Source organism: Acinetobacter sp. LMB-5 (assembly GCF_001541635.1).
Taxonomy (GTDB): Bacteria; Pseudomonadota; Gammaproteobacteria; order Pseudomonadales; family Moraxellaceae; genus Acinetobacter; species Acinetobacter pittii.
This window is the reverse complement of record NZ_LRDR01000001.1, coordinates 1-18281: the sequence shown is the minus strand read 5'-3', so window position 1 is coordinate 18281 and position 18281 is coordinate 1. Positions and strand designations below refer to the sequence as shown.

Sequence of the window (18281 nt, the reverse complement as noted above, 5' to 3'; positions counted from 1 at the left end):
TCTCCCTAGTTCATGAGCAGACGAGAGAATTGGTCGGGCATGTGGTCTGCCCAACAGATTTGAGAGTTTTGTTGTTTAAAAATACCTTGCTGTTCAAGCCAAGCTGAAAACTCAGGAGCGGGTTTTAAACCGAGGAGTTGTCTTAAATAGAGGGCATCATGGAATGATGTTGTTTGATAGTTGAGCATGACATCGTCTGAACCCGGAATCCCCATTATAAAGTTAATGCCAGCGGCACCAAATAGAGTAAGGAGAACATCCATATCATTTTGGTCAGCATCGGCATGGTTGGTATAGCAAATGTCGCAGCCCATTGGTACTCCGAGTAACTTGCCGCAGAAGTGGTCTTCTAGACCTGCACGTATAATTTGTTTGCCATTAAAAAGATATTCGGGACCAATAAAGCCAACGACTGTATTCACTAAAAGCGGATTGTATTTACGGGCGACTGCATAAGCACGCGTTTCTAATGTTTGCTGGTCAACGCCGTGATGTGCATTACTGGATAATGCACTGCCTTGACCCGTTTCAAAGTACATGACGTTTTGTCCAATGGTTCCGCGCTTGAGTGCGAGTGTGGCTTGATATCCTTCTTGTAGTAAATCGAGCGATATTCCAAAGCCTTCGTTAGCCAGTTGTGTACCAGCGATTGATTGGAACATTAAATCAATTGGCACATTTTTTTCAGCAAGTTGAATGCCTGAGCTGATATGTGTGAGAACACAAGATTGTGTTGGAATCTGATATTCCTGAATGACATGATCAAGTAATTTTAGTAGCTCTGACAAATTATGAAGATTATCTGTGGCGGGGTTAATGCCAATCACAGCATCGCCATTGCCATACATTAAACCATCTAAAATACTGGCAGAAATACCGAGCACATCATCGGTCGGGTGGTTCGGTTGTAAACGGGTAGAAAGATGGCCTTTTAAACCAATCGTGTTGCGAAACTGGGTGACCACTTCACATTTGCTGGCGACATAAATTAAATCTTGATTGCGCATAATTTTGCTGACAGCAGCTACCATTTCTGGAGTTAAACCTGATGCTAAGACTTTTAAACTTTGAGCAGTGGCTTCTTCTCCAAGTAACCAATTTCGAAAATCACCTACTGTAAAGTGTGAAATAGGGGCAAAGGCTGCCAGATCATGTTCATCAATAATTAAACGGGTAATTTCATCAGTTTCGTAATCGACCACAACCTCATTCAAAAAAGTTTTAAGTGGTACATCGGCCAAAGTCATTTGTGCCGCAACATGTTCGGTTGCATCTCTGGCCGCTACACCTGCTAATTCATCACCTGAACGTAACGGCGTTGCTTTTGCCATCAAGGTCTTCAAGTCAGCAAAGTGATACTGTTGATTGGCGACAATATTGCGATAACTCATAGTTGAATCCTTTTTTATAGTTCTTGTTCTGCGGCTTTAATATTTGCAAACTCTTCTTCTGGTGTACCTTTAACTAAATGATAACGGCTATAGAGTAAAAAGTAAGCAATAAATACAACATAAATAGCGGCAGCAATAAACCAAACTTTCGGATTAACAACAAAGCCTGCAACCACAGCAGCGATTGCTAGAACTAAGGCAATACTTGAAGTAACGATTCCTCCGGGAGTTTTATAAGGACGAGGCATATCGGGTTTAGATAGGCGTAGTTTGATGTGAGATAAAAGAATCAACACATAGGAAATGGTGGCACCAAAAACCGCGATTAAAATCAGTGAATCACCTTCTTTGGTAAGTGAAAGCAAGAACCCAATAATGCCCGGAATAATAATTGCGAGATAAGGGGCTTTATTTTTATTGGTTAAAGAGAGTGAAGTAGGTAAGTAGCCAGCACGAGAGAGTGCAAAAATTTGACGTGAATAGGCATAGATAATTGAAAAGAAACTTGCGATTAAACCTGCTAATCCAACAAAGTTAACAAAAGTTGCAAGCCAAGTGTTGGTGCCATAAACTTTAACCAGAGCATCGACGAGGGGAGCTCCTGAGTTTTGTAAAGTACTTGCACCTGCTGCACCCGCACCCAAGAATAGAATGAGCATTGCAAACGCCGTTAAGATGAGCATTGCTCCGATTAAACCGCGTGGCAGGGATTTTGCTGGATCTTTTGCTTCTTCGGCGGCTAATGGCACACCTTCAACTGCAAGGAAAAACCAGATTGCAAAAGGAACAGCGGCCCAAATGCCTAAATAGCCATGAGGTAGAAAACGACTTGCACCAACACCTGTACCAACTGGAATATCAAATAAATTTTGTGTATTAAAATATGGAACCATTGCGACAATGAACACAACCAGAGCAACAGCTGCGACAAGTGTAATCGCAAACATAATTTTTAAGGCTTCGCCGGCACCTTTGAGGTGTATACCCATAAAAATGGCGTAACAGGCGAGGTAAATCATCCAGCCATTAATGCCAAATAAAGATTCGCAATAACCGCCAATAAACACGGCAATCGCCGCTGGTGCAATTGCGTATTCAATTAAAATGGCTGTTCCTGTTAAATAGCCCCCAAAAGGACCAAAGGCAGCACGTGCAAAACTATAACCGCCACCTGCTGTCGGCATCATGGTGGACATTTCTGACATAGAAAGACACAGGCACAGATACATGATTGCAGCAAGGGCAGTGGCAATAAACATACCACCCCAGCCGCCTTGGGCTATGCCGAAGTTCCAGCCAGCAAAATCACCTGATATCACATAAGCTACGCCTAAACCAATCAGGAGTAACCAACCAACGGTACCTTGTTTAAGTTGACGCTGAGCAAAATATTCTGCTGACGAGACTTCTGTCTTTGAGGAAATAACGGAAGCTGTTTCTGGTTGATTCATACAATACTCCTGCGAGTTAGTTTGTATGAATTAATGCAAAAGCAATGCCTAAATAAATTGCTTTAAATATTAGCTGACGCTTTTTATTCTAGATAGTAAAAACTTGAGAACTAACAGTACAAAATAAAGAAGCCAGCAATCTAAATTACTGGCTTCTTGTATCATGAATGACCTTACTTCTTTCTAGTGTTGATAGTTTGGTATCAACTTGGTGCGAAATTTAGAAGAAGCCCATTGGTTTAGTTGAATAACTCACTAACAAGTTTTTAGTTTGTTGATAATGATCTAGCATCATTTTATGGTTTTCACGGCCAATACCTGACTTCTTGTAACCACCAAATGCAGCATGTGCAGGGTAGATGTTGTAGCAGTTTGTCCAGACACGACCCGCCTCAATAGCACGACCAGCACGATAAGAAATGTGAGCTGAACGTGACCATACACCTGCACCTAAACCATACATGGTGTCATTGGCAATTCTAATTGCATCGTCAAAGTCTTTGAACGTTGTCACAGCAAGTACAGGTCCAAAAATTTCCTCTTGGAAAACTTGCATGCTGTTGTGACCTTTAAAAATAGTCGGATCGACATAGTAACCATCGCCTACTTCTTTACGGCCGCTACCGCCAAGTAAGAGTTCTGCACCTTCTTCACGACCCGTGTTAATACAACGTAAGATTTTCTCTTGCTGTTGTAGAGATGCTTGAGCACCAATCATCGTTTCAGTATCAAGTGGATGACCAGTTTTAATACGTTTTACACGTTCGACAGCCATCTCTAAGAACTGATCAGCAATGCTTTCTTGTACTAAAGCACGAGAAGGGCAAGTACATACTTCACCTTGGTTTAAGGCAAACATAGCAAAACCTTCAAGTGTTTTTTCTAAGAAGTCATCTTCTTTATCCATGATATCTTCGAAGAAAAGGTTCGGTGACTTACCGCCAAGTTCTAAGGTGACTGGAATAATATTTTCGGTCGCATATTGCATCACCATTTGTCCAGTTTGAGTTGAACCTGTGAATGCGATTTTTGCAATACGTGGGTTTGTCGCTAACGGACGGCCAACTTCTGAACCGAAACCATTGACAATATTAAGGACGCCCGGCGGTAAGATATCTTGGATGAGTTCAGCCACCAACAAAATACCCACTGGCGTTTGTTCAGCCGGTTTAATCACGACACAGTTACCAGCTGCTAAAGCAGGTGCAAGTTTCCATGCAGCCATTAAAATCGGGAAGTTCCATGGAATAATTTGACCAACTACACCTAGCGGTTCGTGGAAATGATAAGCAATGGTATCTTCATCAATTTCAGAGATTCCGCCTTCTTGAGCACGTATACATCCAGCGAAATAACGGAAATGGTCAATCGCAAGCGGAAGGTCAGCTGCTAAAGTTTCACGAACTGCTTTACCATTATCCCAAGTTTCGGCAACCGCAAGCATTTCAAGATTTGCTTCTAAACGATCGGCGATTTTTAAAAGTATATTTGAGCGTACTGTTGGTGATGCTTTATTCCATGTTGCTTTCGCTTTGTGTGCTGCATCTAGAGCGAGTTCAATATCTTCGGCACTAGAGCGTGGAATACGTGTGAAAGCTTTTCCATCAACAGGAGATACATTATCAAAATATGCACCCTTTATAGGTGCCACCCATTCACCGCCAATAAAATTTTCGTATTGTGATTTAAATTGAACTTTTGAGCCTGGTTGATTTGGATCGATATAGCGCATATAAATATTCCTTTGCTTTTTAGGACTAAAGACTAACAAGAACCCTGTCAGTAGGTACTTTCGTACTTTGTATAATTAGGATATAAAGAAGAAGGTTGGAGAAAGGTTGGAATAGAAATGTGGATATATAAGGAATTTACAAATGTTCACAAAAAAGGATTTATTGCAGCAACGGACGTTGATTGATCAACTGCGCACGCAAAATAGTCTCTCTCCTCAGAACGCTGCCAAACTCGGCCAAAGTATTGCAAGCTCGTGGGAACGATCGGCTTCTGCCGCGATTCCTAAAGAGCGTTTTGCTGCTCCATTAGTCGAGAAAAAAACTGCTTCACAAAATGCTTTAGATATGGCTTTAAGCCAATGTGCCGACGACTTACGTCATATTGCAGAGCAATCTTCAATGGTAATTGCTGTCGGTGATATCGGCAGTACGATTATCTGGACGGCACCAAGTGCACAAATGCAAAGTGCTGCTGAGCGTGTACATTTTGTACAAGGTGGTCAATGGCGTGAAGAATTTGTTGGTACGAATGCCTTGGCTTTATCTTTAAAAACTCAACAATCAAGCTGTGTTTTTTCAAACGAACATTACATGGAGTCGATTCATGATTGGGTGTGTTATGCCGCACCGATTATCGATCCATACTCAAAACAAACGCTAGGTGTTGTTGATTTATCAACCACATGGAAGAACCATAATAGTTTAGGAATCCTGGCGGCTGAACGTTGTGCATCCATTATTCAATCCGCTTTGCTAGAGCAGCAGCGCCAGCAATTACATATTCGTGCATTTTCGACGCCGCAAGTTAAATTTAACGGTAAAAGTTTGCTATTAACGCCGCGTCAAATTGAAATTTTAACAATATTGGCACTATGTCCGCATGGTTTAACTTTAGAGCATCTTTATCAGGCGCTGTATGGTGAACGTAAAGTCAGTATGGGTACGCTTAAAGCTGAAATGTCTCAACTGCGAGATATTTTAGGCGGTTTACTTGGTTCACGTCCATATCGTCTGCTGGTGCATGTTGAAGCCGATTTTTTACAAGCTGAACAAGCGCTCGATGCGGGATATGCAGCCTCGGCTTTGCAGCTTTACACAGGTGTATTTCTGGCAAAAACTGAAAGTCCGTTTTTATGTGCATGGCGCGACTGCCTTGAGTCACGCTTGAGCGATGCAATTTTTAAAACCCAAGAAACAGATTTACTATTAAAGCATCTAGCTCATTTCCCTGAAGCAATTGATGCGGTAGAACGCCTTATGGAGCTCTTACCAAGTGAACATCCTGCGCATCAACTGCTGGTGAAATACCTTGACTCACCTAAGCTTAGTTAAGTAATTTTTTGATCCAGCCAATGGAACAATTGTTGATAGACTTGTTCTCGTACTGGCTGGGCCGAAAGGACTAAGTCATGCAATCCATTGTGAATAGAGACAACTGAAACATCGCCTTTAATTTTTTTACCATGTTTCTCAATGTCTTTAACATCTAAAATTACGTCACTTTGAGTCGCATCTATTCCCCATTTTTTTGGGTTTTTAGTTTGATGTGAATGCATAATCAGTGTGGGAACGTTCAGTTTAACCCCACGGTGAATCTCTTTTTGTGCCGTATGAATCGCATGTACAAAGCTGAGTTGAACTGTAGGGGCAGAGGTTGGTTTCCAGTCAAGGTTAAACTCCCATTCACCTTTGAGCTGCTTGTGAAGACTGGTGGTGTACCATTTGTTTAATTGGCTTGGGAATTTAACTTTTGGTAGATATTTTCCTACTCGACTGAGCATTGGAATACCAAACTTCTTTTCGACTAGACTTAAATTAAAGTCGTAAAACGGACTATTTGCCCATAGCGCTTTAATAAGAGGATGATCTGGATGATGGGCAGCATAAAGTGTTGCTGTCAAACCACCAGTTGAATGCCCTGCGAGTAAAACCTGAGTGTGTTGCTCTTTGCCAATAATCTCTAATGCTTGAGTAATTTCGGCGTCGTATTCATTTAAATCAAGCACATTATAAAAAATTTGATGAGGCAGCTTTGAGCGGCCATATTTTCTTAAATCAAGTGCATAGAAGTCGTAACCATGAGCATTGAATTGCTCAGCCATTTCGGTTTGAAAGAAATAATCTAAAAAACCATGAATATATAGTACGGCTTTTTGAGTAGATTGAGCGGCTTTTTTACGCACTAAGGTGGCTACAACTTTCCCTTCATAATCATCAGGAAAACTAAGTGTGAGCTGTTCGTAACCCGTGCCTAAAATATCTGGAACATAAGTTTGATTAGCTAAAGATGTATTCATTTTTATCGAGCTATTGTAATTAAGACATGCAGAGTATCCTTCAATGAAATGGGCGAATTGTCAATCAGGTTTGGAAAAGGTTGGAGTATAGGTTCTAAAAAAAGGGAATACCGCTGGAGCTAAGTATTCCCCAAAAAAGTAAGTCAATGGTCGGAGGGATTTGACTTACTAGAGGGATATGCCATTACAACAGTATTAAAGTGCTGCTTTGAAAATCTCCACAACTTGTGCATGATTTGCTTTACGAGGGTTGGTGAGCATACATGCATCTTTTTGAGCATTATCTGCCATCACCGCAAGGTCTTCAGTTTTTACACCAAGCTCGGTTAAACCAGATGGAATACCAATTGATGAAGACAGTTTACGAATGGCATCAATTGCAGCATAGGCAGCTTCTGTTACGGTGAGTCCGTGAGTTTTTACACCCATTAACTCTGCGATTTTAGCGTAGCGATCTGGGCAAGCAATTAAGTTAAATTCACAAACGTGTGGTAACAAGATTGCATTACATACGCCGTGAGGTAGGTTGTAGAAACCGCCTAACTGGTGCGCCATTGCGTGAACATAACCTAAAGATGCGTTGTTAAACGCCATGCCAGCCAAGTATTGTGCATAGCTCATTGCATCACGCGCTTCGATGTTTTCACCATTTGCGACAGCAGGTTGTAACCACTGGCTAATCATCGTAATCGCTTTTTCTGCACACGCATCAGTAATCGGGTTCGCCGCCGTAGAAACATATGCTTCAACTGCATGGGTTAATGCATCCATACCTGTTGCAGCCGTTAAACCTGCCGGTTTTGCAATCATGAGTTTCGGGTCATCAATCGCAATAAGTGGGGTACAGCGCCAGTCAACGATTGCCATTTTTACGTGAGTGTCTGTATTGGTGATAATACAGAAACGAGTCATTTCAGATGCAGTACCAGCCGTTGTATTGACTGCAATCAATGGCGTCATCGGTACTTTACTTTTATCGATACCTTCGTAGTCACGAATATGGCCGCCACCCGCAGTGACTAAACCAATCCCTTTTGCACAGTCGTGAGATGAACCGCCACCTAGAGAGACAATAAAGTCACAGCCATTTTCGTTATAGGCATTAACACCATTATGAACATTAATATCGGTTGGGTTAGGTTCTGCGCCTGGGAATATATGGCTTGCAACGCCTGCTTCAGTTAAATAGTTCGCGATAAGATCTGCAACACCAAATTTAAATAAGCCTTCATCGGTCACAATTAATGCTTTCTTTGCGCCGAGGTTTTGTGCCTTTGTACCAATTTCTTTAGCACATCCTGGTCCAAAGAGTGATACGCATGGAATATAAAAACCGTTTGTTTGATCTGCAATATTTTTAAAAGCCATGGAGTGATTCCTTCTTCCATAAATCCATTGTTTGTTATTACAGGTGAGCCTCACCATGGGCTTAGTATTGTGATCTGAAGATTATTTTCCTACCTACCAAAAACCTACCAAATATTACTTGGGATTTAATTATTGATTTTTAATGACTTTATATAAAATTTGGCACATTCATTTAATTTTTTCGGGAAAATCGTTAAGCTATGGGCTGTTGAAGATGTACACATGAGATTATGAAACAGGAAACTGCGCTTAAACTGCTCAAAGCAGGTGAAAATGTTTTTTTAACCGGTTCGGCTGGTGCAGGGAAAACCTATACACTCAATCAGTACATCCAATACCTAAAAGCACGTAAAGTGCCTGTAGCTATTACGGCGTCTACAGGTATTGCGGCAACGCATATGAACGGTATGACCATTCATACATGGGCTGGCATTGGCATTAAAGATCTGTTAACTGACGACGATCTAAAACGCATGAAAGAGCGTAAATATCTCAAGGAACACCTTGAAAATGCGCAAGTTCTTGTGATTGATGAAATCTCAATGCTACATGCGAAACAGCTTAATCTGGTCAATCAAGTTCTAAAATATTTTAAAGAAAGCGATGAAGCATTCGGCGGTATTCAAGTCATTGTGGCTGGAGATTTCTTCCAGTTACCGCCTGTAGGACGTAATGGTGAAGCCAACCGTGATAAGTTCTGTTTTATGTCAGATGCATGGGTCGAAGCCAAATTCCGCGTATGTTATTTAACAGAACAACACCGTCAAGATGATGAAATTCTGAATCAGATTTTAAACGCTATTCGCGCGCAAAATATTCAACCCGATCATTTGCAAGCACTGCGTCAATCACGCGCGCACGATATTGGTGAGACCTTTACTCGTCTTTATACACACAATATGGATGTCGACAATATCAATTATCAGCACTTAAATGAAATTGATAATGAAGGGCATCAATTCAATGCTGTTTTAGATGGTAATGAAAAATTATTAGAAACTTTAAAATCTTCAGTACGTGCGCCAGAAGAACTCACACTTAAAAAGCATGCCAAAGTCATGTTTGTAAAAAATAACTTTGATATGGGCTATATCAACGGAAGTTTGGGTGAAGTCATCGGCTTTGAGGAAGATGACGAAAATGGCTTACTGCCGAAAGTAAAACTGACTGATGGCACGACTTTGCTGGTTGCTCCTGAAACGTGGTCCGTTGAAAATGAAGCAGGCAAAGTGATTGCAAGTTTTCAGCAAATTCCGCTTCGTTTAGCGTGGGCGATTACCATTCATAAAAGCCAAGGGATGACTTTAGAAGCGGCTGAAATTAACCTCATGAACACCTTTGAAAAAGGTCAGGGTTATGTTGCATTGTCACGCTTAAAATCTTTAACTGGTCTAAAATTATTAGGTATTAACGAGCAAGCTTTAGAGCTAGACAGTTTAGCTGTAAAAGCGGATCGTCGTTTCCAAGAACTTTCAAAAGAGGCCGAAGACAACTTTGCAGATGTAGATTTAACGGCTCAGCATAAAGCGTTTATTCGTCACTGTGGTGGCACCTTGAATGAAACTGAGATTTCTCGTAATGAGAAGAAACTCGCAAAAGGTGGAAAGCAAAATTATGCTACGGCAACTTTAGATGAGACACGTGTGCTGTTTGAAGAAGGCTATGAGATTGAAGACATCGCGCATGAACGTGGTTTAACCCCAGCGACGATTATTAATCACTTGGCTCGACTTCATAAAGAGCAAAAGCTAGATATTTCGGTTGCCCATCCGGGTGAAGAGGTGGTCGAAGAAATTCGTAAAATTTATAAGAAGCTGAAAAAGCGCCAAAATCCAGATCATTTTTCTGATGATGGTTCGATCAAACTAAGACCAATTGTTGAAGCAACCAGTCCTCGAATGGGATATGATCAAGTTCGATTAGCTTTATTATTTATTGAGTAAAGTTTAATTAGCTTAATGACTTATTATATAAATTGAGGTGGCTATGCCGCACGTTGTAGTTGATTATTCAGAAAACTTAACTGGATTAAACGCAAAACAATTACTTGAAGAAATTAATACCACATTGATTGAGACAGAGCTATTTAGTCCAGAAGACATTAAAAGCCGTGCGCGTAAAGATGATGTTTTCCTCATTGGCTTGGGAGCTGATCAAGCCTATATTCATGTAAAAGCCTACATTTTGTCGGGAAGAACGGCTGAACAAAAACAGCTTATGGGTGAGCAGTTATTAGCGGCGCTTAGTAATAAAAAATATCTACAACAAGAGTTTAATAAAGAAATTCAATTGTGCGTTGAGCTTGTCGATATGCCAAGAGAAGATTATTTCAAGCAAGTTGTATAACACTAAAAAGCGCAATTTCGATCAAGAATAGCGATTAGCACTATGTAAAAGTAGTGCTATCGAATGAACAGAAATCTACTTACTTTTAAAGTGAGTCTAGCGTGATACAGGTATAACCTAGATTATGCCTGTATCTCTAAAAGCTTAATATCTGCATATTGCTCAATCAAGTTGTCATCTAGCATGTGGATGTAATCCATAAAGATGGTGCTAAAACTTCCCATAGTTTGCGCTTGATTTGCAGCAAGTTTACCCGCAATCGCAAAATGAACATGAGCAGAAAGAGCAGCAATTGTTGGTGTCGTCACAGCACTATATGCTGCGATTAGCGCACCCAAAGCACAACCAGTTGCTGTGATTTTGGGCTGTAAAGGACTTCCGCCGTTTACTTGAATCACAATGTCTAATTCTTTAGACAAAATATAATCTGACTCACCTGAAATAGCGATACAGTCCGTATGTGCTAATAGTGCATAAGCCTGTTGATAGGCTTGATCACTGCTTAAAGTACTATCCACACCTTTAGATTGAACTTGGTTGCCTGCAAGTGTACTAATTTCTGAAGCATTACCACGAATAATGCTTGGCTTGAACTGTAAAAGCTCGTCTGTCATTTGACTACGCCAAGCTAAAATTGGTCCATAGCCGACTGGATCAAGCACCCATGGAATGCCATTGAGCTGTGCAGTCTTGGCAGATATTTGCAGGGCTTGCATTTGCTCTGAAGTCGGGGTGCCTAAATTGATGCTTAAAGCCGATGAAATTTTGGTAAAACTTTCTGCTTCATAAGGATTATCGATCATGGCAGGTGAAGCACCAGAAGCAAGTAAAACATTGGCTGTATAGTTGGCCGCGACGCTATTGGTAATGCATTGCACAAGAGGCGTCTTTGCCTGCATGTTTTGCCAAGCGTCAATTACCTGCTCAATCAAAGTCGATGCTGATGTCATGTTATTATCCTTATTAAGCCAAAGTAATTGTAGATTTAGTGAGTAAAATAATGATCTTGATGCTTACATCTTTGGCAAATTAAAGAAACATAATCTGCCGCATCATAATCAACACTTAAATCGTTTGAACCACAATGCATACAACGTTTAACTGAATAAAAGTTTAATCGCGGTTCAATTTTTCGCCATGCTTTCCAGACAGGTTGTACAAAGATTTGTTCGTCGTAACCTAAGAAGCGGTTAAGTAAAATATAACTCATTTTACTGTAGGGAATATTGTGAGGACGAGGCAACATTGAGGTTTCCCACTTTTCAGCTAAGGCTCTCTCGCGATATTGTTCTAAGGTTTTCTTTAACAAATTCGTGTTAATAAATTTTTCATTACGCGGCTGTAGGGCTTTCTGTTTATAAAGGTACTCAAGTGCGGTTTGAATTAAATAATAAATCTGACCAATTGCCAATGAATCCATTAAGCGATAGCAAAAAGTTTGAAAATTAGAGCTTCCTGCAATTTGAATGCCCCAAGTTCGGCAATAGAACTGCATAAACTGAATAATCTCTTGATAGAGCACCTGAAAAAGTACGTCTTTTACTTCATCGGCACTACGAAACGGAATACCAAGACTTAAATTTTCATAAAACCAGTGGCGTAGTTGCTGAGCTACACTAAATAAACTTGGGTCACTATAACCGTCCAAGCGAATGTTTAAATAAAAGCACTGAGGTTCATCAGCTTGATCTTGGGCGTTTAAAATTCCATCTTTATGGAGTTGCTTAATCAGATAGTTTTGAAAAATCCAGTTCGGGGTAATAGAGTGATATTTAATTTGGTCCCAGTGAATGTATTCGTCATGAGCAACATCGTCACGTGCATAGTCATCAAGCAGGCTGAGTAAAAAAAGTTTATGCAAAAAACTGAGCTGTTCCAGACTACGTTGAGGTTGCTCTTTTGACTTAAACTGGCGTTGTTCTTGTAGGCGTGTTTGCTGTAAAAGCTTTTTCCGTTGTTTTGTGCATGTTTCACAATGGCAAGTCATTTTCGTGTCTTTAAAAACACGGTGCTGACAATGACTGCATTCATGAAACTGAATGTCTTGTTCAAATTGCTCGGCATCTACCCAGTACATTGAAGCTTGGCAGAGAGGACAATGGCTACTTTCATCTAGCTGTTTCTGTAGAATTTGTAAGACCATTTTGCTCCGAACGTTTAAAACTATCATGATTGACTTATTATACACAGCCGCATTGCCGATAGCTGAGATTGTATTTTTGTTTGGTGCAAAAATAGAAAACCTAAAGTCTTTGTCTTAACTTTAGGTTTTCATAAGGGGTTAAAATTTAAAATTAAACAGGGCACGGCAAGCTCTCATCATTCTGTCCAAGCTTTTTGGCATTGATAAGTGCCTGCACTTTTTTACTTGGTAATTTTACTTTACCTAAAGCATCATAAGTATTAACGATAGAGGTCACCTCCTGAGCTGTAATAGAAATACCTTCCGCAGATAAAAACACTGCAATCACATGGTGGTCGAGTCCTGCTGCATCTAGATCATGAATTGCTTTGATATTTTCTAAACGATGAAAATGTGCTTTTAATTCCATACTGACACCTCTTGTTCTGATTGAAATATTTATATTGGTGTATTAATGAAGGCAAGAACCATGCCCAAAATGTAAGCTGACTCTAAAAAATGTTAAAAGCTGAAGTTGTTTTATTTTTATTGTATAGATTGATTATATAAGCAACGATTATCGTAAATTTGGTCTAATCTGTGCTAATAAAAGACGATTGTAATTTGAAATGTATAAATGAAGTCCCATTAATTTTATAAAGGTAAACAAATACGGTATGTATGAATGTGTATGACCAAGTTCATAAAATTCGTACTACGGTTTCCGAAAAGTATATAAGGAATAAAGATGAATATTGCGGCACAGCCTCCAGTTCAGGCAGATCAAACAATTTATTTAAAAGATTATCAAAAACCTTCATTCTTGGTTGAATCTATTAATCTTGATATTCAAGTATATGATGACAAAACAATTGTTGATTCAACATTAGTCATGAAGCGTCAAACTGCTGGAGACTTGGTGTTATTGGGCCGTGATCTTGAGTTGCAATCTATTCAGCTCAATGGTCAAGATCTTACTCTTGCACAATATTCACTCGACAGTGAACAACTGGTGATCACTGATGCACCAGATGAAGTCATTTTACAGACTCAAGTGATTATTCATCCTGAAACCAACACTCAGCTTGAAGGTTTGTATAAAGCAGATGAGTTGTTTGTAACCCAGAATGAACCTGAAGGTTTCCGCAAAATCACGTTCTATCCAGACCGTCCAGATGTAATTTCAGTCTTTACGACACGCGTAGAAGCAGACAAAAAATATCCAGTGTTACTTGCCAATGGTAATTTGCTTGAAACAGGTGAGGTAGGTGAAAACCGCCACTTTGCGATCTGGCAAGACCCGACTAAAAAACCAAGCTATTTGTTTGCTTGTGTTATTGGTGATCTAGCTGTTCTTAAAGATCGTTATACGACTTCGGAAGGGCGTGATGTTGCTTTAGAAATCTATGCAATCGAGAAAGACATTCCAAAATGCCATATCGCGATGGAAGCATTAAAGCATTCAATGCGTTGGGATGAAGAACACTACGGCCGTGCTTATGACCTCGACAACTATATGATTGTTGCGGTGAGCCAGTTCAACATGGGTGCAATGGAAAATAAAGGTTTAAACATCTTTAATACTTCATGCGTACTTGCCGATGAAGAATACACAACTGACGCAGCGATTATGCGTGTACAGTCTGTGATTGCCCATGAATATTTCCATAACTGGACAGGGAACCGCATTACTTGCCGTGACTGGTTCCAGCTGTGCTTAAAAGAAGGCTTAACCGTATTCCGTGACCAGTCTTTCTCTGAAGATTTACAATCTGCTGCGGTTCAACGTATTGATGATGTCGCTGTACTTAAATCGCATCAATTCCCTGAAGATGCTGGTCCATTGTCGCATCCACCACGTCCAGATCACTTTGTAGAAATTAATAACTTCTACACAGCGACAGTCTATGAAAAAGGTGCGGAAATTAACCGCATGATGTCGACTTTGTTAGGCAAAGAAAAATACCGTCAAGGAACCGATGAATACTTCCGCCGTCATGATGGACAAGCCGTAACAGTAGAAGACTGGGTTGCTGCATTATCTGCAGGTTCAGGTGTCGATTTATCTGCATTTTTAACTTGGTACAACCAACCAGGTACGCCAAAGCTTGAAGCAAAAGGTGAATATGATGCAGCGACGCAAACTTACCGTTTAAGTTTTAAACAAAGCCTAAAAGCACATCCTAAATATCCAAATTTAAAAGCTGTTCCAATTCCTGTTGCTTTAGCGCTTTTTAACGCTAAAACAGGGGAGCAATATACATTGCACAGTAACAGTCTATTCGTAAATGATGTTAAAGATGGTATGTACTTGTTTGATCAAGACGAAGCAACCATTGAATTCACAGGTGTGACTGAACAGCCAGTTGTGTCGTTACTCCGTAATTTCTCTGCGCCTGTAAATCTTGTATTTGACTATACCGATGCTGAATTAGCATTCTTAATTCAACACGAAACCAACGGCTTTAACCAATGGCAAGCAACGCAAACCTTGCTTGAGCGTATTTTGCTAGAAGACCATTCTGCAGATGCGTATATTCAAGCTATTCAGAGCACTTTGCCTGATTTGGTTGGTCGTGACCCGCTTTTAGCATCACGTTTGTTTGATGTACCAAGTGAAGGTTATTTGGGTAGTCGTATTGATCAGAACTATGCACCAGCAGATATTCATGTAAAACGTGAAGCCTTGCTTAATCGTTTAGCACAAGAGTTGGGTTCATTCTGGAAAGATACTTACCTTACCCTTGACCCAGACTTGCAAAAAGAATTCTCGTTAGCCATGGGCGTTCGTGCATTAAAAAATATCATGTTGATGATGATGGCTCGTCAGGACGACCAAAGTGCATTTGAATTAGCACATGTCCAATATCAAAACACAGGCAATATGTCTGAACGTTTAGGTGCGTTACGTGTATTAGTTTGGCAAAATGCACCTCAAGCTCAAGCTGCCCTAGCTGATTTCTATGACCGTTTTAAAGATGAAGCATTGTCTTTAGATCAATGGTTTATGATTCAGGCAGCAAATCCAAATGCCACTGTTGAGACGATTGAATATCTTACTCAGCATCCTGATTATGACCTCACGACGCCAAACCGTATTCGTGCGGTAAGTGGTGGCTTGTCAAATAATCCAGAAAATACTTGGGGCTTTGGTGTAGCTCACTTTATTAACCTTGCAGAATATCTTGACGAGAAAAACCCAATTTTAGGTTCACGCCTATTACAGGTGTTATCTCGCTGGTATACGCTTGCAGAGCCTCAGCGTACTCAACTACAACAAGCTTTACAAGCACTGCAGCCTAAAGTGAAATCGAAAAATGTTTCTGAAACTTTAAATAGCATGCTGAGCGTTTAATTATTTAAAATTACTAAATAAAGGTCTCTAAAGAGGCCTTTATTTTTTTATATCTCATAGCTATTCAATATTTAAAATAAACAAAACTATCTTTGTCATAGTTCATCTGTAGATCAAGCTTTATCATTTTATTTTTATATAAATTATAATCTTTAATAGTTTTTTGAAGATGCACTTTTAAGAAATAATATAAAATAAAAATTAAAGGGATAAATAATATAAAAAATAAATTGGCTCTAGAAAATTATCTAATTTTTTAAAGTTAGCTAAATTTTGAAATATTTATTTAAATTTATCTTAATATTTTTTCTAGTGTTTTTATTAAAATTATTTAAATCAAATATTTATATTTTGTAAATATTGTTTTTTTGTATCCGTAAGATAGGTTTAGGTAAATTTGTTTTATTGATTAGAAATTAAAATAATAACGTGAACATGCATTTTATTTATTTTTATGTATTATGTTGGAAAGTAGGATAAAAAAATAAGCTTTAAAAGAGCAGTCAAATAAAAATGATTGTAAGAATAAGGGTTAAATTTTTTATATCTATTAATTCGACAATTTAGTTTAAAAGGTTTTGGCCATGAAAAAGACTTTTATTTATTTATCAGCAGTTGTTGCAGGAGTATTTTCTCTCAATGCGGCAAATGCAGCTACAGCAACAGGTACATTAACTGTTAGAGCAACAGTAACGAATAGTTGTGTATTGAATACCTCTGCAACTGGCACGACAACAAATGCCGTTTTAGATTTTGGTACATTAAGTTCACTTGCTGGTAATGTTGATGCAGATACCACAACGACTGGTGGTACCTCAATTAAAGTCCTTTGTAATAATACTGTGCCATGGACTTTGTCATTTGATGGTGGTCAGAATGTTTTATCAACCCAACGTCGCATGATCGGCGGGGCGACTAGCAACGAATATATTCCTTACAACCTTTTCTCTGACACAGGACGTGCCACAGCAATTGGTATTGCAACGACTGCCTACAGTGGAACCGGAACGGGTAATGTTCAAACTGTAAATGTATATGGTCGTATTCCTGCAGGAACAACTTTACCAAGTGCAGGTAGCTATGTTGACAGTGTGACTGTAACGGTAACTTATTAATTTGCATAAATTAGAATTACGTTAGCCCTTTTGAAAGGGCTAATACATTAAAAAAGTTATATTTGAGCAAATCATGAAAAAAAATATTTTTATTATTACGGGATTATTCTTATCTTTATCTAGCTCTATTAACGCCGCAACAATCCGTCTTTCACCTGTAAATGTAGAAATATTAAGTAATCAAAATGCTGCTTCAATTAGTTTATATAACCAGTCAAATGAAAGCGCTGATTTGCAGGTGCGTGTATTTGAGTGGAGACAAAATGCTGGGCAAGATCAATTAATCCCTACGGATGAGATTGTAGTTAGTCCACCATTTTTAAAACTACAACCTAGTGACTCTTATAACTTACGTGTAGTTAGAATTAACCCAGAACCTATTTCTGGTGAAAAAACTTATCGTATTATTATTGATGAGTTACCAAAACCAATTGATAGCCGTAAAGCAGCTCAGGGAGTAAATGTATTACTTCGCTCATCATTACCTGTATTTGTAGTAAATAAAGATGCGATTACCAAACTGAGTTGGAAAATTGATGTTAACCAGAACACACCTTCTTTAAATATTAGCAATATAGGTAACCGACATGCGCTGTTAAATAGTCTAATGCTTGTTGATACAACTGCCAATAAAAGTTATCCGATTAAAGTAAATACTGTGAATGGTTATATTCTTGCGGAGAAGTCGAAAAGTTACTCGATTAGTAACTTTACCTACCAACCAAATCATAAATACAGCGTATCTCTAACAGTTAATGGTAAGAAAACCACACTTTAAGAGGCTTATATGAAATACATTATAGGTGTCTTATGTGTTGCGTATTTTCCTGCATATTCTTTTGCCGAACAGTTACTAGATTATACGAATACTGCAGTTCCGAGTGTTCCTAAATCTGTTGGTAACGATAATAAATATAAACACGTAGGAACGAATGAGCAGGAGCAAAATATTGATTTAATTAATCTATTTTTAAATATTTCGATTAACTCAAATGCTTCTGAAGATTTGGTTGCTGTAAAGCAATCTAAGGATGGGAAACTATATATTCGATCTAGCACTTTAAAAACTTTAAGACTAAAAATGGATGAATATATCCCAGATA

The 18281-nt window shown here is 39.1% G+C and carries 14 protein-coding genes and 1 pseudogene; 7 read left to right on the top strand and 8 right to left on the bottom strand.

Annotated elements, in window-relative coordinates:
• Nucleotides 1-5 precede the first annotated feature (5 nt).
• The 3 genes from AW165_RS00075 to AW165_RS00065 form a co-directional block, all read right to left on the bottom strand.
• Nucleotides 6-1391: an ethanolamine ammonia-lyase subunit EutB gene (locus AW165_RS00075; RefSeq protein WP_060464636.1), complete on the bottom strand. Its 1386-nt coding sequence runs from the start codon at nt 1389-1391 to the stop codon at nt 6-8.
• 14 nt (nt 1392-1405) lie between these two features.
• Nucleotides 1406-2842 carry an ethanolamine permease gene (gene eat, locus AW165_RS00070; RefSeq protein WP_060464635.1) on the bottom strand — a complete coding sequence of 479 codons (1437 nt, stop codon included), beginning with the start codon at nt 2840-2842 and terminating at the stop codon, nt 1406-1408.
• Between the two features lie 220 nt (nt 2843-3062).
• Nucleotides 3063-4574, bottom strand: coding sequence for an aldehyde dehydrogenase family protein (locus AW165_RS00065; protein ID WP_060464634.1), 1512 nt, complete (start codon nt 4572-4574; stop codon nt 3063-3065).
• A 142-nt stretch (nt 4575-4716) separates the two neighbouring features.
• On the opposite strand from AW165_RS00065, the gene AW165_RS00060 reads away from it, so the two are divergent.
• Nucleotides 4717-5907, top strand: coding sequence for a helix-turn-helix domain-containing protein (locus AW165_RS00060; protein ID WP_005068630.1), 1191 nt, complete (start codon nt 4717-4719; stop codon nt 5905-5907).
• Here AW165_RS00060 and AW165_RS00055 read toward each other — a convergent pair.
• On the bottom strand, nt 5904-6872 hold the full coding sequence (locus tag AW165_RS00055; RefSeq protein WP_060464633.1) for an alpha/beta hydrolase: 969 nt from the start codon (nt 6870-6872) through the stop codon (nt 5904-5906). The two genes, AW165_RS00060 and AW165_RS00055, sit on opposite strands and share 4 nt — an antisense overlap.
• Before the next feature lie 195 nt (nt 6873-7067).
• The gene (gene mdh / locus AW165_RS00050; RefSeq protein ID WP_005068634.1) at nt 7068-8240 is read right to left on the bottom strand and encodes an iron-dependent methanol dehydrogenase; all 1173 of its coding nucleotides are present in this window, start codon (nt 8238-8240) and stop codon (nt 7068-7070) included.
• 230 nt (nt 8241-8470) lie between these two features.
• Between mdh and AW165_RS00045 the strand changes: the two genes are divergently transcribed.
• Together AW165_RS00045 and AW165_RS00040 are read left to right on the top strand one after the other, a co-directional pair.
• Complete coding sequence (locus AW165_RS00045) at nt 8471-10183, top strand: AAA family ATPase (RefSeq protein ID WP_019767620.1); 1713 nt, start codon at nt 8471-8473, stop codon at nt 10181-10183.
• 43 nt (nt 10184-10226) lie between these two features.
• Nucleotides 10227-10586, top strand: a complete 360-nt coding sequence (locus tag AW165_RS00040) for a 5-carboxymethyl-2-hydroxymuconate Delta-isomerase (RefSeq protein ID WP_017480884.1) — start codon at nt 10227-10229, stop codon at nt 10584-10586.
• A 122-nt stretch (nt 10587-10708) separates the two neighbouring features.
• Here the strand turns inward: AW165_RS00040 and thiM are convergent, their stop codons facing one another.
• The 3 genes from thiM to AW165_RS00025 all read right to left on the bottom strand — a co-directional run bounded on the left by thiM (nt 10709) and on the right by AW165_RS00025 (nt 13138).
• Nucleotides 10709-11536: a hydroxyethylthiazole kinase gene (gene thiM, locus AW165_RS00035; protein WP_060464632.1), complete on the bottom strand. Its 828-nt coding sequence runs from the start codon at nt 11534-11536 to the stop codon at nt 10709-10711.
• A gap of 35 nt (nt 11537-11571) precedes the next feature.
• The gene (locus AW165_RS00030) at nt 11572-12729 is read right to left on the bottom strand and encodes a hypothetical protein (RefSeq protein WP_039757913.1); all 1158 of its coding nucleotides are present in this window, start codon (nt 12727-12729) and stop codon (nt 11572-11574) included.
• 151 nt (nt 12730-12880) lie between these two features.
• Nucleotides 12881-13138, bottom strand: a complete 258-nt coding sequence (locus AW165_RS00025; protein WP_005068647.1) for a hypothetical protein — start codon at nt 13136-13138, stop codon at nt 12881-12883.
• A 318-nt stretch (nt 13139-13456) separates the two neighbouring features.
• On the opposite strand from AW165_RS00025, the gene pepN reads away from it, so the two are divergent.
• The 4 genes and pseudogenes from pepN to AW165_RS00005 all read left to right on the top strand — a co-directional run.
• Nucleotides 13457-16063 carry an aminopeptidase N gene (pepN, locus tag AW165_RS00020; protein WP_060464631.1) on the top strand — a complete coding sequence of 869 codons (2607 nt, stop codon included), beginning with the start codon at nt 13457-13459 and terminating at the stop codon, nt 16061-16063.
• 578 nt (nt 16064-16641) lie between these two features.
• Nucleotides 16642-17178, top strand: coding sequence for a spore coat U domain-containing protein (locus AW165_RS00015; protein WP_014207080.1), 537 nt, complete (start codon nt 16642-16644; stop codon nt 17176-17178).
• 73 nt (nt 17179-17251) lie between these two features.
• Complete coding sequence (locus AW165_RS00010) at nt 17252-17956, top strand: molecular chaperone (RefSeq protein ID WP_057086118.1); 705 nt, start codon at nt 17252-17254, stop codon at nt 17954-17956.
• A 9-nt stretch (nt 17957-17965) separates the two neighbouring features.
• Nucleotides 17966-18281 (top strand): annotated as a pseudogene (locus AW165_RS00005) (fimbrial biogenesis outer membrane usher protein); the annotation flags it as partial.

What these genes read in the sequence shown, in the direction of transcription:
- mdh (WP_005068634.1), bottom strand. Translation starts at nt 8,240, where the DNA reads ATGGCTTTTAAAAATATTGCAGATCAAACAAACGGTTTTTATATTCCA.
- AW165_RS00075 (WP_060464636.1), bottom strand. Translation starts at nt 1,391, where the DNA reads ATGAGTTATCGCAATATTGTCGCCAATCAACAGTATCACTTTGCTGAC.
- AW165_RS00025 (WP_005068647.1), bottom strand. Translation starts at nt 13,138, where the DNA reads ATGGAATTAAAAGCACATTTTCATCGTTTAGAAAATATCAAAGCAATT.
- AW165_RS00055 (WP_060464633.1), bottom strand. Translation starts at nt 6,872, where the DNA reads ATGAATACATCTTTAGCTAATCAAACTTATGTTCCAGATATTTTAGGC.
- AW165_RS00040 (WP_017480884.1), top strand. Translation starts at nt 10,227, where the DNA reads ATGCCGCACGTTGTAGTTGATTATTCAGAAAACTTAACTGGATTAAAC.
- eat (WP_060464635.1), bottom strand. Translation starts at nt 2,842, where the DNA reads ATGAATCAACCAGAAACAGCTTCCGTTATTTCCTCAAAGACAGAAGTC.
- AW165_RS00065 (WP_060464634.1), bottom strand. Translation starts at nt 4,574, where the DNA reads ATGCGCTATATCGATCCAAATCAACCAGGCTCAAAAGTTCAATTTAAA.
- AW165_RS00030 (WP_039757913.1), bottom strand. Translation starts at nt 12,729, where the DNA reads ATGGTCTTACAAATTCTACAGAAACAGCTAGATGAAAGTAGCCATTGT.
- AW165_RS00060 (WP_005068630.1), top strand. Translation starts at nt 4,717, where the DNA reads ATGTTCACAAAAAAGGATTTATTGCAGCAACGGACGTTGATTGATCAA.
- pepN (WP_060464631.1), top strand. Translation starts at nt 13,457, where the DNA reads ATGAATATTGCGGCACAGCCTCCAGTTCAGGCAGATCAAACAATTTAT.
- AW165_RS00010 (WP_057086118.1), top strand. Translation starts at nt 17,252, where the DNA reads ATGAAAAAAAATATTTTTATTATTACGGGATTATTCTTATCTTTATCT.
- AW165_RS00045 (WP_019767620.1), top strand. Translation starts at nt 8,471, where the DNA reads ATGAAACAGGAAACTGCGCTTAAACTGCTCAAAGCAGGTGAAAATGTT.
- thiM (WP_060464632.1), bottom strand. Translation starts at nt 11,536, where the DNA reads ATGACATCAGCATCGACTTTGATTGAGCAGGTAATTGACGCTTGGCAA.